This is a genomic window from Stenotrophomonas sp. GQ19 (assembly GCF_059758695.1).
Window position 1 is genome coordinate 600,327 of the sequence record NZ_JCAXES010000001.1, and the last position, 18,990, is coordinate 619,316.

Genomic DNA, 18,990 nt, shown 5'->3' on the forward strand with positions numbered 1-18,990 from the left:
TTGGCTGAAGAAGGTACCCGCCACCCTAAGGATTCCCACCATGGGAAGGTCAAGCCTGGGGCATCCGGCGGGCCTGCAACCGTTCACGCAGGATCGCGTCGGCCGATGGCATACCGCGCAGCTGTTGCTCGATCACGGTGGCCACGGCGCCGAACATCTTTTTCTGGACCAGATAGCAGACCAGGAAGAAGGGCAGCATCAACAGCATCGCGGCCGCCGCCGGCCGCACCACCATCAGCGGAAAGATCAACAGCGAGATGCACAGCGCCCACCAGCTGCAGCGGCCCTCCACCCTCACCTCACGCCGTCCGGGGTCGACCACCACCCGGCCGCGCATGAGCGAGTAAAAGCGCTGGGCGAAGCTCTCGCGGAACGCATAACTGCCATCGGGCAGCGGGCGGAACACCAGGTGCAGGTACTTTCCGCGCGGCACATCGTATTCCAGGCTGCCCAGCGACAGCCGCTCGCGCCAGTCGGCCGGCGCCGCGATCCGCCGGTTGAAGATGCGGATGCCCCAGCTGAAGTAGCGCCGGTTCCAGGTGAACTGCAGCACCAGTTCGATCAACAACAGGGCACTCAGGGCAAAGACCATCGACTCTCCATGGGCGAGCGGCCGCCAGCACCTCGCGCGGGTGCGGCGGGGCGGGCGTGCATTGATGCGGCGCAGCGCATCCCCGCGCTGCGGCTGTCAGCATACGCCAGATGCCCAACGGCCAATCCGCCGGCCGCTACCCCGGGCCGGCGCGGTACGCCGCCCCCCCGCGCAAGGAAATGCGTCGCTCCCACCACCAGAACATCACCAGCAGCACCGTGCCCACCGGTCCCGAGCCGGCCACCGTTGGTCCCTTGCCCCCTCCCTTCGTCCCGCACCCCATGACGGCGGGGTGTGGCGGGCACACACTCGCTGCCATCGCTACCGGCTCAGCGCCAGGGAACACTCCGATGAAACGACGTGACTGCCTCAAGGCCAGCCTGGCCCTGCCCCTGCTGCCGCTGGTCCTGAAGGCGGCGGCCGCCGGGCCCCTGGCCGGCCCCCGGGTACGGCCGGGCACTGCCGGGTGGCCGGGCCGGGCCGACTGGACCCAGCTGTCGCAGGCGGTCGGGGGGCGGCTGTCGGTGCCGCAGTCGCCGTTCGCGGGCGATGCAGCCACGCGTGCCGAAGCGCTGGCGCAGATCCACAATCCCTTCTACATCGGGGACCAACCGGGCCTGACCCAGACCAGCGGGTACTTCGGCGCATGGCGTTCGGTGCCGAGCGCGCAGATGGTGGCCGCCACCAGCAGCGCCGACGTGGCCGCGGCGGTGAACTTTGCCCGCACCCATCGGCTGCGGCTGGTGGTCAAGGGCGGCGGCCACAGCTACCACGGTACCTCGTGTGCGCCCGACTCGCTGCTGGTCTGGACCCGGGCGATGAACCAGATCCAGCTGCACGACGCCTTCGTGCCACAAGGCGCGCGCGCCGGCACGGTGGCGCAGCCGGCGGTGAGCGTGGGTGCCGGGGCGATGTGGATCGACGCCTACAACGCCGTGACCACCCATGGCGGGCGTTACGTGCAGGGCGGTGGGTGCACGTCGGTGGGCGTGACCGGGCTGGTCACCGGCGGTGGCTTCGGCAGTTTCTCCAAGGCATTCGGCAGCGCGGCAGCCAGCCTGCTGGAGGCCGAGGTGGTGACCGCTGACGGCCGGGTGCGGGTGGTCAATGCGGACAACGACCCGGACCTGTTCTGGGCATTGAAGGGGGGCTGTGCGGCCAGCTTCGGCATCGTCACCCGGATGACCCTGAAGACCCATGCCCTGCCCGATACATTTGGCGGACTCTCCTTCAAGGTGCAGGCCAGCACCGAAGAACAGTGGCGTGCGCTGGCGGCGCAGGTACTGCGCTTCTACCGGGACCGCCTGTGCAACGCCCACTGGGGCGAGCAGATCACCTTCGCCGGTGACCGCACCCTGTCCATCTCGATGGTGTTCCAGGGCCTCAGCCGCGAGGCGGCGGCAGCCACGTGGCAGCCGCTGCTGGGCTGGATCACCGCAAACCCGGGGTACACCGTGCGCGAACCGCTGCAGGCGCTGGCGATGCCGGCGCGCGACTTCTGGGACGCGGACTTCTTCCGCCAGCACGCGCCGGCGATCATCGCCGAGGACACCCGTGCCGATGCGCCCGCCCACCACATGCTGTGGAAGGGCGACCAGGGCCAGGTCGGCTGGTTCCTGCACGGGTATGCCTCGGCGTGGATGCCGTCGGCGCTGCTCGGCGAAGACCAGGTGGTGGCCGCCGCGACGGCGCTGTGTGCCGCCGCGGTGCACATGGACGTTGGCCTGCATTGCAACAAGGGCCTGTTCGGCGCACCCGCCGACGCGATCGCGGCCAGTGCCGACACCGCCACCCACCCGGCACTGCTGGACGCCTTCGCGCTGGCGTTGATCGGCACTGCCGGCGGCCCGGTCTATCCCGGCTGTGCCGGCAGCGTGGACGAACCCGGCGCGCGCCGGGGCGCGCTACGGGTGCGGCGTGCCTACGACGCCCTGTCGGTGCTGGTGCCCAAGGCGCCTACGTACGTGTCCGAGTGCGACTACTTCCAGGCCGACTGGCAGCAGGCCTTCTGGGGCCCGCACTACCCGCGCCTGCTGGCAACCAAGCATCGCTACGATCCGGACGGGCTGTTCGTGATCCATCACGGCGTGGGCAGCGAGGCCTGGAGCGCGGACGGCTTCGCGCCGCGCACCGGCTGACGCTTCGCTCAGGTGCGCGCCGCGTCCAGAGCGGCCAGCACCTGGCGCAACGCCTGCTGCGCGCGGGCGTTCTCGGCGGGCGTGCCGATACTGATACGCACCCAGCTGTCGTAAGGGGCGAACACGCGTGCGACGCGCACCCCGTGCTGCAGCAACCCGGCGGCCACCGCTGCATGCGGATGCCCGCTGTCGAAGAACACGAAATTGCCGGCCGCCGCGCTTGAGCGCCGCTTCAGGCCGGCCAGCAGCTGCTGCCAGCGCGCGCGTTCGGCCGCCACGCGGGCACGCACCTGTGCCACGTGCACGGTATCGGCCAGCGCGGCCTGGGCGGCGGCCACCGACAACTGGTTCTGCGCGTGCGCACCGCCCACACCGCGCTGACGCAGCGCGTCGGCCAGCGCGCGGGGGGCCAGTGCGTAGCCGATCTGCAGCCCGGCCAGCGCATGGATCTTTCCCAGGGTGCGGAACACCACCACGTTCTGGCCCTGCCGCAGCAGTCGCACCGCGCTCAGGGTGGTCGCGTCCTCGCGGTAGTCCAGGTAGGCTTCGTCGACAATCACCAGCGTGCGCGCCTGCGCGGCGGTGACGAAGCCGTCGAAGTCCGTCCCCGGGCTGAGCGTGCCCGATGGGTTGTGTGGGTTGACCACGAACAGCGCGCGCGTGTCGGCGCCCACCGCCGCCAGCAGGGCCGGCAGGTCGTTCTCCAGTGCGGCATTGAGTGGCACCTCCTGGGCACGCCCGCCGAACGGTTTGGCCGCATCCACCAGCGCTCCATACCCTGGCACCGAGTACACGAAGCCGCCCGCGCCCTGGCTCAGCGCCAGGTGCTGGCCAAGCGCTTCAAGCACCTCGCCCACGATCACCTGCTCAGGGGTTACACCTTCGAGGGCGGCAATCTGCCGCTGCAGCGCCAGCAGCTGGTCCGCGCCCACATAGCGTGGCGCCTGGCCCAGTGCCTGCTGGATCGCCGGGCCCACCTGCGGCGCGGGGCCATAGCTGCTTTCGTTGAGGTCCAGGCGCAGCACGGCGTCGCTGGCGGGTGTGGATGCCGGTGCCGGTGAAATACCCGCCGCGTGTGCCAGCACCGGTAGCATCACCGCACCGGCTGCACCGGCGATGCCAGCCCCCAGCCAGCGGCGTCGGCTGCCATCCACGGCGGCCTCGTCAGGAACGGTAGCCATCAGAAGCGGGTCTCCACACGGGCGTAGTAGTAGGTGCCGCTCCAACCGAACGGCGACAGTTCACTGTACGGGAACACGCCGAAGGTATCGGCACCGGACACCTGCGGCGTGGTGGCGATGTTGCGGGTGGGATAGGTGTTGAACAGGTTGTTGGCGCCCAGCACCACGGTCAGCGCGTCGCTGGCGCGGAACGCGATGTCCAGGTCGGTCACCCAGCGCGCCTCCAGCCGTTGGATCACATCCAGGTTGCCGGCACTGCCGGCCTCGGTGGGCAGCGTGCGGAAACGCGTTGACCCCTGCGCGAACGCGGCGACGTTGGCCGCGCTCTGGTTGGTGGCGGCCACGCCTTCGACCACGCCGTAGCGGTGCGTACCCAGGTTGAAACCCCAGCGACCCACGTCCCAGGCCAGCGCCACGGTCAGGTTGTCGCGCGGCTGGCCCTTCTCCACGCGCGTGCGCTCGGTGATGTCGAACAGCGGCGTGCGCACCCCCAGCGCGGTGAGCTGCGCCGGCGTGCTGGCCACCCGGGTCAGTTCGGTCTTGTTGCGGTTGTATCCCACCGTGGCCACCAGGCTCCCCCGCTCGGCCAGGTCCCAGCGGTAGCGCGCCGACGCATCGATGCCGGTGGTGCGGGTGTCGGCGGCGTTGCTGAAGTAGCGCACGCTGGTGACGCCCGGCGAGCCCAGCGCAGCCAGGTAGTTGCGGATGGCGTTGGAGCCGGCCGCATCGACGAAGTTGCTGGACAGGAAGATGCGGTCGTCGATATCGATCCGGTACACATCCAGCGAGGCACTCAACCCGGCGATGCCCCAGGTCAGGCCGGCGGTGAGGTTGGTGGCCTTCTCCGGATCCAGCGCACGCGCGCCCAGCGCACGCGCCTCCACCGAATCCACCGGTGCCGTGCGTACCAGCACGTACTCGGGCACGCCGGTAATGGTGTTGTTGAGCGTGCGGCTGCTGGTCGAGCTGAAGTACTGCTGGGCCAGGGCCGGGGCGTGGAAGCCGGTGCTGGCCGAAGCGCGCAGCGCCAGCCCGCCGTCCAACTGGTAGCGCAGCGCCAGCTTGCCATTGGCGGTGCTGCCGAAATCGCTGTAGTCCTCCCAGCGCCCGGCCAGCGACACCAGCAGCCGGTCGCTCAGGTCGGTCTCTGCTTCGGCGTAGGCGGCCACATTTTGCCGATGGTGGTTGCCGGCATCGCCGGGCTGGATGCCGGCAAAGCCCTGCGAGCCGATGGTCGGCACGCTGCCTGCGGCCGGGCCGTCCAGCACCCGGTACGGCCCCCATACGTAGGAGCCCGGTTCACCGGCACGGATGCCGTAGGTGTCACGGCGGAACTCGGCGCCCACTGCCAGCCGCAGCGGGGCATGCCAGCCCAGCTCGAAGGTGGTGTTGGCATCGGCATTGGTGGTCCACTGCGACGCGGCCTGGGCGCCGTTGTAGAACGCCGTCGGGCTGTCGGCGCCGAGCGTGGCGTTGAGGGTGTTGCGGGTGCGGTAGACCAGCTTGTTACGGCCGTACACGCTGCTCAGATCCCACTGCCAGTCGCCGGCCGCGCCCTTGACGCCGGCGCCGAGCGAGGCGTTGGTGCTGCGCGTGTCCACCCACGGCAGGAACCCGTCGGGGTAGATCGCACGGACGTTCTCGGGCTGCGCGGCGCGGCGCAGCGACGCATTGGAGCTGCCGTCGCTGACGCCGTAGCCACCGAACGCATAGACCTCCAGACCATTGCCCCAGTCCAGCGGCTTGCGCAGGTTGCCGAACACGGTTTTTTCCACCGTGTCGGCCGAATCGGCGAAGCGCCACAGTGCGTCGCGGTCGATCGTGGCTTCCCGCGGATCGGCCACTGCACCGGACGCGGCGCCACCGATCGGCGCCAACCCGGTGCCCGACCCGTAGGTGCTGGAAGGCGCCACCGGGGCGCCGTTGCGGCCGATGCCGAAGTACTGCTGGCGGGTGTCGGCCAACGCGCGGTCGGCCGCCTTGCGGTCACGATAGTCCCAGGTCAGGTGCACGCCGCCGCCGTCGGGAAAGGCGAAGCCGGTGTCCAGCGCGATGCTGGTGGTATCGCCACCACCGTCGCGGGTGCTGCCATGGCTGGCCCGCCCCTCGAACCCGGCGTCGTCGCGCAGCACGATGTTGATCACCCCGGCGATGGCATCGGAGCCGTACTGCGCCGACGCGCCGTCGCGCAGCACTTCCACCCGCGCGATCGCACTCACCGGGATCGCATTGAGGTCGGTGGACACCGCCCCCTTGCCGACCGTGCCGCCGGTATTGACCCAGGCACTGGCATGCCGGCGCTTGCCGTTGACCAGCACCAGGGTCTGGTCGGGCGACAGCCCGCGCAGCGTGGCCGAGCGGATATGCGTGTTGCCGTCGGGGGTAGTCGGGTGCGGGAAGTTGAACGAGGGCAACAGCGCCTGCAGGATCTGGCTGATGTCGGTGTAGCCGCTGCTGCGGATGTCATCGGCGCCCAGCACGTCGATCGGCACCGGGGATTCCAGCACGGTGCGTGCCTGGGTGCGGTTGCCCAGCACGCTGACCTGGTCAAGCTGGGTCACCCCGGGCGCAGGCGCGGACTGGGCCTGGACGGGAATGGCCGCTACGCCGGCCGACAGGCCCAGCGCGATGGCAGCGGACAGGCGACGGCGTCGCGGCACGGAGGCGCGAGAGTTCATGCAGGTTCCTGCGGTGTGGGGGTGGGCGCATCCGATCCCCGGATGGCGTGCGCCCATCCTGCCGCGTCGTTGCAGCGCGTCAATCGGTGGGCCAGCTGCTGCCTGAGGGTTGGCCCGCAGCGCGCGTGGCTGCGCCAGCCAACCCACTGATTTCATTCACGCCGCGTGTACACCGACATCGCGCGCCAGAACTGCTGCACATGTGCATATAGCCAGCGGTACCGACGCCGGCCACCTGCGGTGACACGATTTTCTGCTGGATTGCGCAGGGAGCGCGCGTGACCACCTGCACGTGCAGCCCCTCCTGGCCTGGCGTAGCCTGCGGGCAGCCCGCCACCGGAGATGTCCCGTGATGCCTTTCCCGACCGCTTCCGCCCTGCCCGCCTTCTTGTCGCTCGCCATCGGCGCGGCGTTGGCGCTCAGCGCGCCGCCCACGCACGGGCAGGCAGCCACTGCGGCGCCGATGCCGCCGGCGACGGTACCCGGCGCACCCATGCCGGTGTCCTTCAATGCCCTGCTCGACGCACAGACCATGGCCGCGATCAACGCCGACCCGGAGCTGCGCACGATGCTCGGCATCAGCGGCGACGGCCAGGCCGACAGTTCCGACCAGCTCACCGATGTGTCGCTGGCGCGGCGTGAGGTCAACCGCCGGTTCCTGGCCGACAACCTGGCGGCGATCACGCAGTGGCAGGGCGCCCCGCTGGATGCGCAGCAGCAGTTGAGCAGCGGCCTGGCGCGCTGGTTCTACCAGACCCAGATCGACCTGATGGCGGTGCCGTGGTCGGCGGCGTGGTTGCCGGTGGGCGGCAGCACCTATGCGGTGGACCAGTTGTTCAGCCTGCCGGTGAACCTGCCGCAGTTCATGGACAACCAGCATGCGGTCAGCGATGAGACCAGCGCGGCGCACTACATCGCCCGCCTGCAGGCGATGGGACCCAAGCTGGACCAGGTGCGCGCCAACGTGGACATGCAGGCCGCGCAGGGCGTGGTGCCGCCCGAAGTGGCGCTGCAGGGCGCCGCCGACCAGTTCCGCACGCTGCTCGAACCCGCGCCGAAGGACAGCCTGTGGGTGCAGTCGCTGCAGCGCAAGCTGGAGAAACTGCCGGCGATTTCCGCCGCACGCCGCGCCGCGTTGGTCGCGCAGGCCACGCGCGCGGTGCAGCAGTCGGTCAACCCGGGCTACCAGCGCCTGCTGGCCGATGTGCAGGGCCTGCAGGCGCGCCACCTGGGCAACAAGGGCGTGTGGGCGCTGCCGCAGGGCAAGGCCTACTACGACGCCGCGTTGCGCTGGTACACCAGCACCGATCTGGACGCCGATGCGATCCATGCGGTCGGGCTGGACGAGGTGGCGCGGGTGGAGACGCTGATGGACGCGCGGCTTGACCAGCTGGGCCTGCGCGACGGCAGCGTGGCCGCGCGCGTGCAGCAGCTGCGCCAGGACCCGCGCTACCTGTATGCCGACACGGATGCCGGGCGCAAGGAACTGCTGGGCGACATCGAACAGCGCCTGCGCGACCTCGACCCGATCCTGCCCACCTGGTTCGGCCACCTGCCGCCGCAGAAGCTGGTGGTGCAGCCGGTGCCGGCGCACATGCAGAAAACCTCACCGGGCGGCTACTACTACCCACCGGCGATGGACGGCTCGCGGCCGGGCACGTTCTTCATCAACCTGGGCGACATCGAGTCCAACACGCGCTGGAGCATCCCCACCCTCACCTACCATGAGGGCTCGCCGGGCCACCACTTCCAGATCTCGATCGGGCAGACCCTGACCGACCTGCCGTTGCTGCGTCGCAGCCTCAATCCCAGCGCCTTCAGCGAAGGCTGGGCGCTGTACGCCGAGCAGCTGATGGCCGAGGCCGGCGTGTACAAGGACGACCCGGCCGGCGACCTGGGCCGGCTGCAGGCCGAGATGTTCCGCTCGGTGCGGCTGGTGGTGGATACCGGCCTGCACCGCAAGCGCTGGACGCCCGAGCAGGCCGCCACCTACATGCAGGAAAAGACCGGCATGAAGGCCAGCGACGTGCGCGTGGAGATCAACCGCTACCTGGTCCAGCCGGGCCAGGCTTCGTCGTACAAGATGGGCCAGCTGCAGTTGCTGGCCCTGCGCGAACGCGCACGCCAGGCGCTGGGCACGCGTTTCGACATCCGCGCCTTCCACGACCTGGTACTGGGCAACGGCGCGATGCCGATGACCGTGGTGGCGCAGGCGGTGGACGGCTGGATTGCCGCCGGCGGTGGCGACCCGCGTCGCACGCCCTGAGCGCGGCGCGCGGCCGCGTGCGATGCTGCGCGCATCCCCACCACAGCGCGGCGCCGCCCCATGGCACAGGTCCAGATCGTTTCCGAAGGCCCCAATTACCGCCACCACATCCGCAGCGGCGAGCACGAGGTGATCGCCGACGAACCGGCCACACTCGGTGGCCAGGGCGCAGGCTTGGCCCCGTTCGACCTGTACCTGGCATCGCTGTCGGCCTGCACCGCGATCACCCTGCGCATGTATGCGGAGAAGAAGGGGTGGGATCTGGGCACCTTCCGCGCCGAGCTGAGCTCCTCGCGCGATGCCGCCGGCAAGCTGGTGGTGCACCGCATCCTGCATGCCAGTGGGGCGCTGAGCGATGCGCAGTGGCAGCGCCTGCTGGACGTCGTCGAAAAGACCCCGGTGACCCTGGTAATGCGCGAGGGCGCCACCATCACCAGCGAACGCGGCCCGGCCTGATCGCCCTCACCGGCCGATAACAAACGTAGAAAGCCGGCCGCCGCTGCATCCGCCACGCTGCTTCACGCGTAGATCCTGCTGCGTCACTTGGACGCTCCTGATGGGACCCTGCACATGAAAAGCTCGCTGACCGGTCTGCTTCTGCTTGCCTGCCTGTCCACCGCCGCCGCGCCGCTGGCGTTCGCGCAGGCGCCGATGGCAGGCCACGACCACGCCATGGCCGCCAACCCCATGGTGGGCGGTGCGCCGATGTACGCCACCAAGGACATCATCGACAACGCCGTTGCCTCCAAGGACCACACCACCCTGGTTGCCGCGGTCAAGGCCGCCGGCCTGGTCGAGACGCTCAAGGGCCCGGGCCCGTTCACCGTGTTCGCGCCGACCAACGCCGCCTTCGCCGCACTGCCCAAGGGCACGGTCGACGGGTTGCTGAAGCCGGAGAAGAAGGCCGACCTGACCAAGGTGCTCACCTACCACGTGGTGGCCGGCAACCTCGACAGCACCGCGCTGATGGCCCGGATCAAGCAGGGTGGCGGCAAGGCCGCACTGACCACCGTGCAGGGTGAAACGCTCACTGCCCGCCAGGTCGGCAAGGGCATTACGTTGACCGACAGCAAGGGTGGCACCGCCCGCGTCACCATTGCCGACGTGCGCCAGAGCAACGGCGTGATCCACGTGGTGGACAAGGTGCTGATGCCCTGACCCACCCGCCGCGCAACGGCAGGCGGCGACGCTGCAGGAACGGGCGTCGCCGCGGGACCGGTAAAGGATGACCTGGCCCGCCGCCCCGGTGCGATGACGGGGGAGACATCCTGCGAGGGCGACGAGCCAGGTCAAAGAACACCCCGGTCGATGCGGGAGAGATGCATCGACGCGGGGTACCAACGGGGGAGGACGCGTGGCCGTGCGCCACGCCAAGGCTCAGCGCGTCTGCGCGAGACCGGAGATTTCGACGCGACGGTTCGGCGCCAGGCAGGCAATCACCGCCTGGCGGTTGCCCTGCGTGCAGCTCACCAGCGGGTCGGCCTTGCCGCGCCCTTCGGCCACGATCGCCGCGGCCGGCACCCCGCCCTGCACCAGCGCATCGCGGACGGCCTGTGCGCGCCGTTGCGACAACACCTGGTTGTAGCCATCGCTGCCGATCCGGTCGGTGTAGCCCAGCACCTGGATGGTCTGCACCTGGCTGGCGCTGCGCACCTGCTGCAACAGCGCATCCACGCTGCGGCGACCGGCCTCGGTCAGGGTGGCGCTGTCAAAGGCGAACAACGCATCGGCCGACAGACGCACCGGCTCGCTGGGCATCGGTGCCGGCGGCGGGGGCGGCGGAGGCGGGGGCGGCGGCTGCAGCAGCGCGGCGCAGGCCTGCGGCTTCCAGTAGCCGGCCTGGGCCACGCCCTTCGCATCGAAATGCACCTGGAACTGGCAGGTGAAGTAGTCGCCGTCCGGATTGCTGCGGAAGTTGAACAGGTAGTTCCACTCGTGCACGCCCCACATGCCCTCACCGAAGTGCGGCGTGCCGAGCAGGGTGTACAGCTGGCGCTTGGTCATGCCGCGCGCGAACAGGCGCAGGCTGTCCAGGTCGACGAACAGGCCCTCCTTCAGCGTGGCCCGCTTCGGATCGGGGAAGCTCACCTCCCCCGCCTCCGGCGTGACCGTGGCGCCTTCCGGCATGTCGCCCTTGTGCTTGCCGCCGCTGGCGCAGGCGCTGAACAGCAACACCGCCAATCCCAGCGACAGTGAGCGCAGCAACGGCGTGTGGTCGTGTGCAATCGATGATGCGGACATGGTTTCCCCCTGGTGCGCGACGCCGCGCTGGAATCCCCGGTGCGGCAGGCTGCCGGCACCGGGAACGAATCACTGCGAACGGTTCACTACGGCGTGCTTACCACTGGATGCCGGCACCCACCGACACCCCGCCTTCGCCACGGCTGTTGGTGGTCCCGGCCACCTTGTAGATCCACCGCCCGCCCTCGGACACCCCGGAAATGCCCACGGCCACGCCGGACTCTCCGTTGTAGCTGCCGGCGGCCACCGCGGCCATGCTGCGCCCGGCCTCATACGGCTGCGGCAGCCCGGCCACCGCCATCGCCGCGGCCACGCCGGCCGAGGCACGGTCGTCGGTACGGCGCAGGTTGCGGTCGAACGAATCGAACCGCTCGTCGGTATAGGCCTTGGACCAGTCCAGGGTCTGGTTCATGCCGGCACGCAGCTGGTCCACGTTGACCGCGTCGGTACCGGCGGTGCCGGCGGCGACGTTGCGCACGGTGGTCGGCCCGGTGCTGGTGCTGCCCAGGGTGACGCTGTTGAGGTTGGTGGTGCCGTTGACGTTGCTGTCGTAGCGGATGGTGCCTTGCTGCGATGCCTGCAGCTGGCGCACATTCACCGCATCGGTGGCGGCAGAGCCGTCGCCGACGTTGGTGATCTGGCGCTCCGCGCCGGCGCTGCCCACCGACACCGTGTTGTCGCGCGTGGCCACCGACCCGGCGCCCAGGGCCACCGTGTTGCTGCCCTGTGCACTGGCCCCGTTGCCCAATGCGGTGCTGTTGGCACCGGCGGCGCTGGAGCCGGCACCCCCGGCGGCCGCATTGGCCCCGGTCGCTGCGGGGGCCGCCAGGTTGTTGCTGTTGTTGACCTGGAACATGCCCGACGTGCCGTTGTTGATGTTGTTGATCTGGGTGTCGGTGTAGGCCTTGGACTGGTCAATGGCGTAGTTCACGCCATTCTGCAGCTGGCCCACGTTGACCGCGTCGTAGCGTTCGGAGCCGTCGGCCACATGGGTGACCTTGCGTTCGCTGCCGGTGCTGCCCACCGACACTTCGCCGGCCGAACTGCTGCCGCCGGCCGCGCCGAACGCACCGGTGTAGCCGCTCTGCGCGCCGACGCTGGCCACCGACCCACTGCCCAGCGCCACGCTGTTGTCGGCACTGGCGGTCGCCCCATCGCCGATCGCGGTGCTGCCGCTGCCGCTGGCTGAGGCCAGCGGACCGATCGCGATGCTGTCGGCGCCGGTGGCACTGGCAGCGGCCTTGGTCGAATTGACCTGCACGAACGGGCTGCCCGCACCCGGCTGGATCTGGTCGATGCGGGTGTTGAGGTTGAGCAGCGAATTGTCCACCGCGGCGAAGGCCACGGTGACGTTGCTGTAGTCATTGCTGAGCACGCTGCCGTCGGTGGCGATCGAGGAAATGCTGAAGGTCGGCGCGGTCCAGATGTTGGTGGTCGGGTCGAAGCTGGTGGTGCCGCCGAAGTAGCCGACCAGGGCATTGTTGGTCTGGAACAGCTGGTTGCCGGTCACCGCGTCGCTGCTGCCGGCCAGCACACTGCCGTCGGCCAGGTTGGTCAGCGCCACCGCCGCGCCGACGCCGCTGCCGGTCAGGGTGATGCTGTCGGTGGCGTTGCCCGCGCCGTCCACGTCGTACTTCACCGCCAGCTTGTCCACCGCGTCGGTCTGGTCGGCCACGTTGGCCAGCGACTGGCTGACCGCATCGAAGGCACTGCCCACGTCGTTGTAGTCGCCCGGGGTCACCTGGCCGGTGCTGGACACCGCGTTGATGGTGTAGGTCGGCGCAGTGATCACCCCGTTGGCGTCGACCGCGGCACCGCCACCCAGGTGCGTGGCCAGCGCCTGGCTGGCGTCGAACAGCTGGGCGCCGTTGATGGCCTCGGTGCTGATGGCACTGACTGCACCGGCCCGCAGGTTGCGCAGGCTGGTGGTGCCGGTGCCGTTGCCGAGCGTGGCACTGGCGTAGTTGACGCTGCCGTCGGGATTTTCGTCATAGCGCAGCGCGCCTGCTTCGGAGGCCAGCATCTGGCCCATGTTGACCGCGTCGGTAGCCTGCGTACCGGCGGCCACGTTCACCACCTGGCGCTCGCTGCCCACCGCTCCGACCGACACCGTGCCATCGCGATCGGCCATGGCGCCAGCACCCACGGCAATGGCATTGGCCGCCATCGCCGTGGCACCGGTGCCCACTGCAATGCTGTCGGCACCGGTGGCCACGGCGTCCAGCCCGGTCGAGTTGATCTTCAGGAACCGGCTGCCCACCCCGTTGCGGATGTCGGTGATCTGCGTGTTGAGGTTGACCAGCGAACCGTCCACGGCCGAGAAGGCATCGGTGGCGTTGTCGTACACGCCCGGGGCGATGGCGCCGCTGTTGGAAACGGTGGTGATGGCAAAGCTCGGCGCGGTCCAGGCGCCGGTGCCCGGATCGAAGGCGGTCAGCCCGCCGAAGTAGTCGACGATGGCCTGGTTGCTGGCGAACAGCTGCGCGCCGTTGACCGCTTCGGTGCTTGCTGCGCCGATAGCGCCCGGGGCCAGATTGGCCAGCGTGGTGGTGCCGGTGCCGCCGCCCAGGGTGATGCGGCGGTAATCGGCGCCGCCGGCACCGTCATCGTCGTAGGTCACCGCGAACACATCCAGCGCGTCGATCTGATTGATCGCGCCCTGCAGCTGGCGCACGTTGACCGCATCGGTGGCCGCGCTGCCGGCCGCGACGTTGGTGATCTGCCGCTCGCCGCCGGCAAAGCCGACCGATACTTCACCGGCCGACACCTGCGGCGTGGTCAACCCGTAAGCGCTGTAGCTGGCCTGCGCACCGCGGTTGGCCACCGTGCGATAGCCCAGGGCCACGCTGTTGGCCTGGCTGGAGGTGGCTTCGGCACCGAGCAGCACCTGGCCGTTGGCCGTGCCCATGGCACTGTCGCCGACCACCACCGAATGGCCCATGCGCGCGGCATAGTCGGCGGTGGGCACGCCGGTCGGATCGTTCGGGTCGTTCTGGCCTGCGCCGGGGAACGCCACGTTGGCATCCACCTTGGCCAGCTCGTGGCGGGCGTTGGCACCGATCACCACTTCGCGCGAACCGTTGGCATACGCACCGTCACCGACCAGCACCTGGTAGTCCTGCGCGGCGTTGACGGCCCAGCAATCCACACTGGCCACTAGCAGGTCCACGCACGTGTTGGACCAACCCGGCGCCTGGTCCGGCAGCAGCAGGCCCAGCAACCCGTTCGGGTTGCCGTTGTTGATGTTGTAGATGTAGCTGTCCGAGGTGACCCCGCCGATCAGCGTCAGGTGCGAGCTCCCCCCCGTGGTGGCGCCGCCCAGCCCGTTGAGCAGGGTGCCCACCGGGGTCAGGTTGACCAGCGGTATGCCCAGCACATTGGTGACCGAATAGGTCTGCATCACGTTGGCACTGCTCACGGCCAGCTTGCCGTTGCGCACATAACCGTCCCCACCCAGCAGACCCTGCGCGGTCGGCCCGACCAGGGTCGACAGCGAACCGACCAGGCCGCCGGTGCCGATGATCAGCCCGGCATCGGGGTCCGGCGCCGCAGGGGCCTTGGGATGGCCGGGCGGCAGCGACGTCGGCGCCGGGAACACCCCGCCCACCACACCGCCCACGACATTGCCGACCGTGCTGCCCACGCCGCCCACCACGTTGCCGAGCGTGTCGCTGACCCCGCCGACCACGTTGCCCACGGTGTTGCTCACGCCGCCCACCACGTTGCCCAGCGTATTGCCGACGCCGCCGAGCAGATCGCCCACGCCGCCCAGCAACCCGCCGGACGCGGCGGTCGGTGACAGCGCCAGGGAACTGGTCTGCGATACCGCGGCATTGGCATCCACCAGCTTCTGGTTGCGGTCCGCCGCCACCACGGCATGGGCCAGCGCATCCACCTTGACCCCGCCGGCAACGCCGGCGGCCAACGTGGAGGTGATGGCATCGTCGATGCCCTCGCTGACCGTTTCATTGCTGCCCAGCGCCACCGTGGCATCGGCCACGACGGTGGCGGCCAGTTTCGGGGCGGCGACGACCACGGCCGCGCCAACGTCGGCGTGCACGCCCGCATGCGCCGCCACCGGCGTTGCGCGCTCCGGCGCCGCCAGCTGCCGCGGCAGCGCCGCCTTGACCTTGACCCCCACGTCCACGGCCGCCTGCGCCGAGGCGGCGGCGGCGGGCTTGCCGAGTCCCAGGTTGAGGTTGACGTTGGCTGCCGCGCTCAACGCCGGCGTGCTGTCGCCAGTGCGCACCATCGCGGCCAGCGCGGCCTCGGCGTCCACCTTGACCGGCAGGGGCGCGTACTTGTTGGTCAGCGCATCCAGATCGCTGCGGGTCTGGCTCTCACCTGCCCACGCCGTTCCGCTGCACAGGGCCAGCGCCAGGCCCATCGACAGCATCGACAGCGGCACCTTCAGGTGCACCACCACCGGGCCGGCCACCAGGCTGCCACGCGAGGTGGCCACTTCCGAGACGACCACCAGGGCATTCAGCCGGTGGCTCCATACGAGTCGAAAGATACGGTTCATCAGGTATTCCCCCGTGTACGAACGATGTGGACTGCATCCATGCCTGTTGGCACTTGGATGTCATTACAGTCGCCACGTCGTCGCTGGGGCACTTCATTCCGGCAGCACCTGCGTGCGTTCCGGCAAGACAAGAACGAAAACCGGCAGTGGCATGCGCAATTCCGGCAGATTGCCGGAAACGTGCATTGCGGGGGGGCTGCAGGCGGCGGCGATGGCCGCCGTGGTCAGGCCGGGCTGCCGATCTGCGCCGGCGCACGCATCAGGGTGTCGCGCGGCAGCTCACCGAATACCCGACGATAATTGTCGGCAAAACGGGACAGATCCCACAGGCCGCAGCTCAACGCCACCGCCTTGACCGACTTGCGGCTGGAATCGGCCATGGACAGCCCACGGCATGCCGCGCACAGCCGCAGCATCGACAGGTACCGGTTCGGCGAGGTGCCAAACAGGTCTTCAAACGCATAGCGAAGTGCGCGCTCGCTGACCCCGGCCGCGTCACAGATTTCATGCATGTAGATATAGCGACGCAGATTGAGTCGCATGAAGTTTTCCGCACGCTGCGCGATCAGATAGTGCGCGCGCCGGGCCCGGCTGTTGGACGGGCGATCTTCATTGCCCGCCCCCAGCAAGGCCTGTATGTGGTCGTGCAGCAGCGATTCGACCGCGTCTGCGGCCAGTGCCGCGCCAGGGTCGGCAAGCGTGGCGTGCAGCCCCGTGTAGCGTTCGACCAGGCTGGAGCCGGCGCGCGAGACGTCGGGATTGAACAGCGACAACGCCTGGCCGGACGGCAGCGTGCTGCGCAGGCTCAGTGCGGTCAGCTTGCGCTGCACGCGCTGCATCGGCGCCAGCAGCAGGCTCAGCCGCGTGCCCGCGCTCAAGGTGAACTCGCTGATGCCTTCCGGCAGCACGGTCACCACCATGCCGGCACTGAGTGGAATGCCGTGGCACCAGCTCTGTGCCTCGTCGGTGGCGTGGATGAACCCAAGCAGGCACCAGTCCTGCGGCAGCATGAAGCGGCCGCGGAAGTGGAAGCCACAGTGCGCGGCAAGGAACAACGCTTCGTCGTGCACGCGCGAGTGCAGTGCCGCCCGTGGGCCATTGCCATCCAGCAGCACGGTTTCCAGGTCGCAGACGCGCAGCACCGCGCTCAGCGTGGCCAGGTCATGCGACCGAAGCGCGCCGTGCTCGCCTGCATTGCCGTCCACTGCACCATCAACCATGACAGTGATGCCCCCGTTGGCCTGGATGCGGGCAGCCATCGCCGCTGCCCGTGCTTCTTCCTGTTGCCGCCAATCAACGCCACATGGCGTCTGAACTTTCCGGCCCGCGCAATTGCGCAGACACAACGACTACATGAACAGTTTATCTGCGCGACCGGATCGGATTACCGCCGTATTATCGATGCGCATTTTCGGCAAGTATGCATGAACTGGGCGCGTGGTAAACCCGTCGCCAGCAATTGCATCGGCATGCGCGCGCAACGCCCGCAAACGCCTGCAATTGAGCGCGGAATGCGTCAAAAAACCGTCATCACCTGCGCTTCACCCTATAAACACACCCCTTTCACTTTATAAACATTAAATGGTTGTCAAACACCCGGCTTGAATAACGGGTGAAAGTGCAGGCACTCAAGTTCGAACTACGCCTGCCGTTTATGTGTATTGAAGGACTTTGTTGGCGCCGATCATTGCGGCAGGCATCACCCGGCAGCTCCGTGGCGGAAACCGGGAATGTACGACAGGGGGATCTCTATGCAGACGCTCATTGCTACGTGGCTGTTCTCTTCCCCGCACGCGCAGGCGATCACGCCGCGCCTGTCGTTGCCGCCTGCTCCCCGCCATCCGAACCCGGCCGCCCTGGACGCATCCAGGTAGGCCGGCGGCTGCTTCGGCAGCCGCCCCCTGCGCAGGGATCGCGCAGATTACGGGATGGACCCGGCGGAGCCGGGACGCACCATCCACATGCAGGCAGTCCAATCGATTGAACGGAACAGGGAGTAGACCGTCATGAAAGCCTCAATCCGCACGTTTCTCGCTGAAGAAGATGGTGTCACCGCGCTCGAGTACGGCATTCTCGCCGCCGTGATCGCCGGCGTCCTCGTGGTTGCCGCGCGCACCGGCCTCAACGAGATGTTCACTACGCTGTTCACCAAGCTCAAGACGCTGGTGGACAGCGCCGGCGGCAGCGCCCCGACCACCCCCGGCACCGGCTGACCTTCGCTTCACCCGGTCAATGGACGACCGCAGGCCCGCGCCTGCGGCGACGCCAACGGTGTGCCCCGCACCCCGTGTTCGATGCGCCATGGAGGAGCCCTCGGATGTCACTGCTGCCCGTACTGGCTGTGTTGTTGAGTGCACAGGTCGCCATCAGCGACCTGTACGCCCGGCGCGTGTCCAATCGCTGGTTGCTGTGCGTGGGCGTGGCTGGCCTGGGCGGGTTGCTGTGGATGTGGGCGGTGCGCGGGGCACCGTTTCCCGGCATGCATGTGGCCGGCGCGGTGGTGGGACTGGCAGCCCTGCTGCCGTTCTATGCGCTGGGCTGGATGGGTGCCGGGGACGTGAAGTACTTCGCGGTGCTGGGCCTGCTGCTGGGGATGCCGGCCCTGCTGCCGATCTGGGTGGTGAGCAGCCTGCTGGCCGGCGCGCACGCGGGCTGCGTACTGCTGGCGCCCGGCCTGCGCACAACGCTGCCGCTGCGCATGCAATGGCTGCATGCACGTGCACAGGCGCAGTGGCAGGCACGGCCGTTCGTGCGCCAGATCCACGCATCGCGCCAGGGGCGCGCCGGCATTCCCTATGCCGCGTACCTGGCCTTTGCCACCGTGGGCTTCATTGCCTACGGCACCTATGGAGCATCGTCATGACCGCGTACGCACGGTTGCATCGCCAACGCTCACCGCAACGTGGCGTGGTGACGCTCGAATTTGCGTTCATGCTGATCCTCGGCGTGGTCCCGCTGCTGCTGTTGACCTACACCGGGGTGATGATCATGGCCGCCCAGCAGACCCTTTCCCTGGCATCGGCCGAAGGCGCGCGCGCCTCGCTGCGCTATGCCAGCCCCAATGAACGCCGTGTGGCCGCCTGCCAGGCGGCGCAACGCTCGATGCAATGGCTGTTGAACTTCGCCGGGCAACAGGCCAACTGCAGCAACGCTGGTGCGCCGCCGATCGTGGTCAGTGCGCCTGCGCCGTGCGCGGGCTTGGCCAGCGCTCAGTGCATGCAGGTGTCGGTCAGCTATGACTACCGCAGCAAGCCATTCCTGCCCGGGACCGGCCGGGTGTATGGCTGGCTGATCACCGAACCCATCCGCAGCACCGCCGTGGCCCAGCTCGACCTGGGTACACCGTGATGCGCCGCACCGACGCCGTGG

At 69.1% G+C, this 18,990-nt stretch carries 14 protein-coding genes; 8 read left to right on the forward strand and 6 right to left on the reverse strand.

Features of this window, described 5'->3' with window-relative positions:
• Positions 1-49 precede the first annotated feature (49 nt).
• Positions 50-592, reverse strand: a complete 543-nt coding sequence (locus tag AC6CHL_RS02510) for a hypothetical protein (protein WP_498293189.1) — start codon at positions 590-592, stop codon at positions 50-52.
• Positions 593-942: 350 nt separating this feature from the next.
• Here AC6CHL_RS02510 and AC6CHL_RS02515 point away from each other — a divergent pair, with 350 nt between their 5' ends.
• Entirely contained in the window at positions 943-2,730 is a 1,788-nt protein-coding gene (locus AC6CHL_RS02515) for an FAD-binding oxidoreductase (protein ID WP_498293191.1), read from the forward strand.
• 8 nt (positions 2,731-2,738) lie between these two features.
• Here AC6CHL_RS02515 and AC6CHL_RS02520 read toward each other — a convergent pair whose 3' ends face one another.
• Both AC6CHL_RS02520 and AC6CHL_RS02525 read right to left on the reverse strand, forming a co-directional pair.
• A complete protein-coding gene (locus tag AC6CHL_RS02520) occupies positions 2,739-3,911 on the reverse strand; it encodes a pyridoxal phosphate-dependent aminotransferase (protein WP_463601070.1) in 1,173 nt (390 codons plus the stop codon).
• Entirely contained in the window at positions 3,911-6,589 is a 2,679-nt protein-coding gene (locus AC6CHL_RS02525; RefSeq protein ID WP_498293193.1) for a TonB-dependent receptor plug domain-containing protein, read from the reverse strand. Before AC6CHL_RS02525 ends, AC6CHL_RS02520 begins: the two co-directional genes overlap by 1 nt.
• 352 nt (positions 6,590-6,941) lie before the next feature.
• Between AC6CHL_RS02525 and AC6CHL_RS02530 the strand changes: the two genes are divergently transcribed.
• From AC6CHL_RS02530 to AC6CHL_RS02540, 3 genes are all read left to right on the forward strand, one after another.
• Complete coding sequence (locus AC6CHL_RS02530; protein WP_498293195.1) at positions 6,942-8,855, forward strand: DUF885 domain-containing protein; 1,914 nt, start codon at positions 6,942-6,944, stop codon at positions 8,853-8,855.
• Between the two features lie 60 nt (positions 8,856-8,915).
• Positions 8,916-9,311: an OsmC family protein gene (locus AC6CHL_RS02535; protein ID WP_498293197.1), complete on the forward strand. Its 396-nt coding sequence runs from the start codon at positions 8,916-8,918 to the stop codon at positions 9,309-9,311.
• Positions 9,312-9,425: 114 nt separating this feature from the next.
• Positions 9,426-10,013 carry a fasciclin domain-containing protein gene (locus AC6CHL_RS02540; RefSeq protein ID WP_038688093.1) on the forward strand — a complete coding sequence of 196 codons (588 nt, stop codon included), beginning with the start codon at positions 9,426-9,428 and terminating at the stop codon, positions 10,011-10,013.
• 219 nt (positions 10,014-10,232) lie between these two features.
• Here the strand turns inward: AC6CHL_RS02540 and AC6CHL_RS02545 are convergent, their stop codons facing one another.
• The 3 genes from AC6CHL_RS02545 to AC6CHL_RS02555 form a co-directional block, all read right to left on the reverse strand.
• Positions 10,233-11,096: an outer membrane protein assembly factor BamE gene (locus AC6CHL_RS02545; protein WP_498293199.1), complete on the reverse strand. Its 864-nt coding sequence runs from the start codon at positions 11,094-11,096 to the stop codon at positions 10,233-10,235.
• Positions 11,097-11,193: 97 nt separating this feature from the next.
• Positions 11,194-15,621 carry a YadA-like family protein gene (locus AC6CHL_RS02550; RefSeq protein ID WP_498293201.1) on the reverse strand — a complete coding sequence of 1,476 codons (4,428 nt, stop codon included), beginning with the start codon at positions 15,619-15,621 and terminating at the stop codon, positions 11,194-11,196.
• A gap of 224 nt (positions 15,622-15,845) precedes the next feature.
• Positions 15,846-16,841, reverse strand: coding sequence for an AraC family transcriptional regulator (locus AC6CHL_RS02555; RefSeq protein ID WP_038692157.1), 996 nt, complete (start codon positions 16,839-16,841; stop codon positions 15,846-15,848).
• Here AC6CHL_RS02555 and AC6CHL_RS02560 point away from each other — a divergent pair.
• The 4 genes from AC6CHL_RS02560 (at position 16,803) to AC6CHL_RS02575 (ending at position 18,969) form a co-directional block, all read left to right on the forward strand.
• Complete coding sequence (locus AC6CHL_RS02560) at positions 16,803-17,195, forward strand: hypothetical protein (RefSeq protein WP_498293203.1); 393 nt, start codon at positions 16,803-16,805, stop codon at positions 17,193-17,195. The two genes, AC6CHL_RS02555 and AC6CHL_RS02560, sit on opposite strands and share 39 nt — an antisense overlap.
• A gap of 432 nt (positions 17,196-17,627) precedes the next feature.
• The gene (locus tag AC6CHL_RS02565) at positions 17,628-17,834 is read left to right on the forward strand and encodes a Flp family type IVb pilin (RefSeq protein ID WP_038688089.1); all 207 of its coding nucleotides are present in this window, start codon (positions 17,628-17,630) and stop codon (positions 17,832-17,834) included.
• A 104-nt stretch (positions 17,835-17,938) separates the two neighbouring features.
• Complete coding sequence (locus AC6CHL_RS02570; protein ID WP_498293205.1) at positions 17,939-18,484, forward strand: A24 family peptidase; 546 nt, start codon at positions 17,939-17,941, stop codon at positions 18,482-18,484.
• Positions 18,481-18,969, forward strand: a complete 489-nt coding sequence (locus AC6CHL_RS02575; protein ID WP_498293207.1) for a TadE/TadG family type IV pilus assembly protein — start codon at positions 18,481-18,483, stop codon at positions 18,967-18,969. Before AC6CHL_RS02570 ends, AC6CHL_RS02575 begins: the two co-directional genes overlap by 4 nt.
• Positions 18,970-18,990 lie beyond the last annotated feature (21 nt).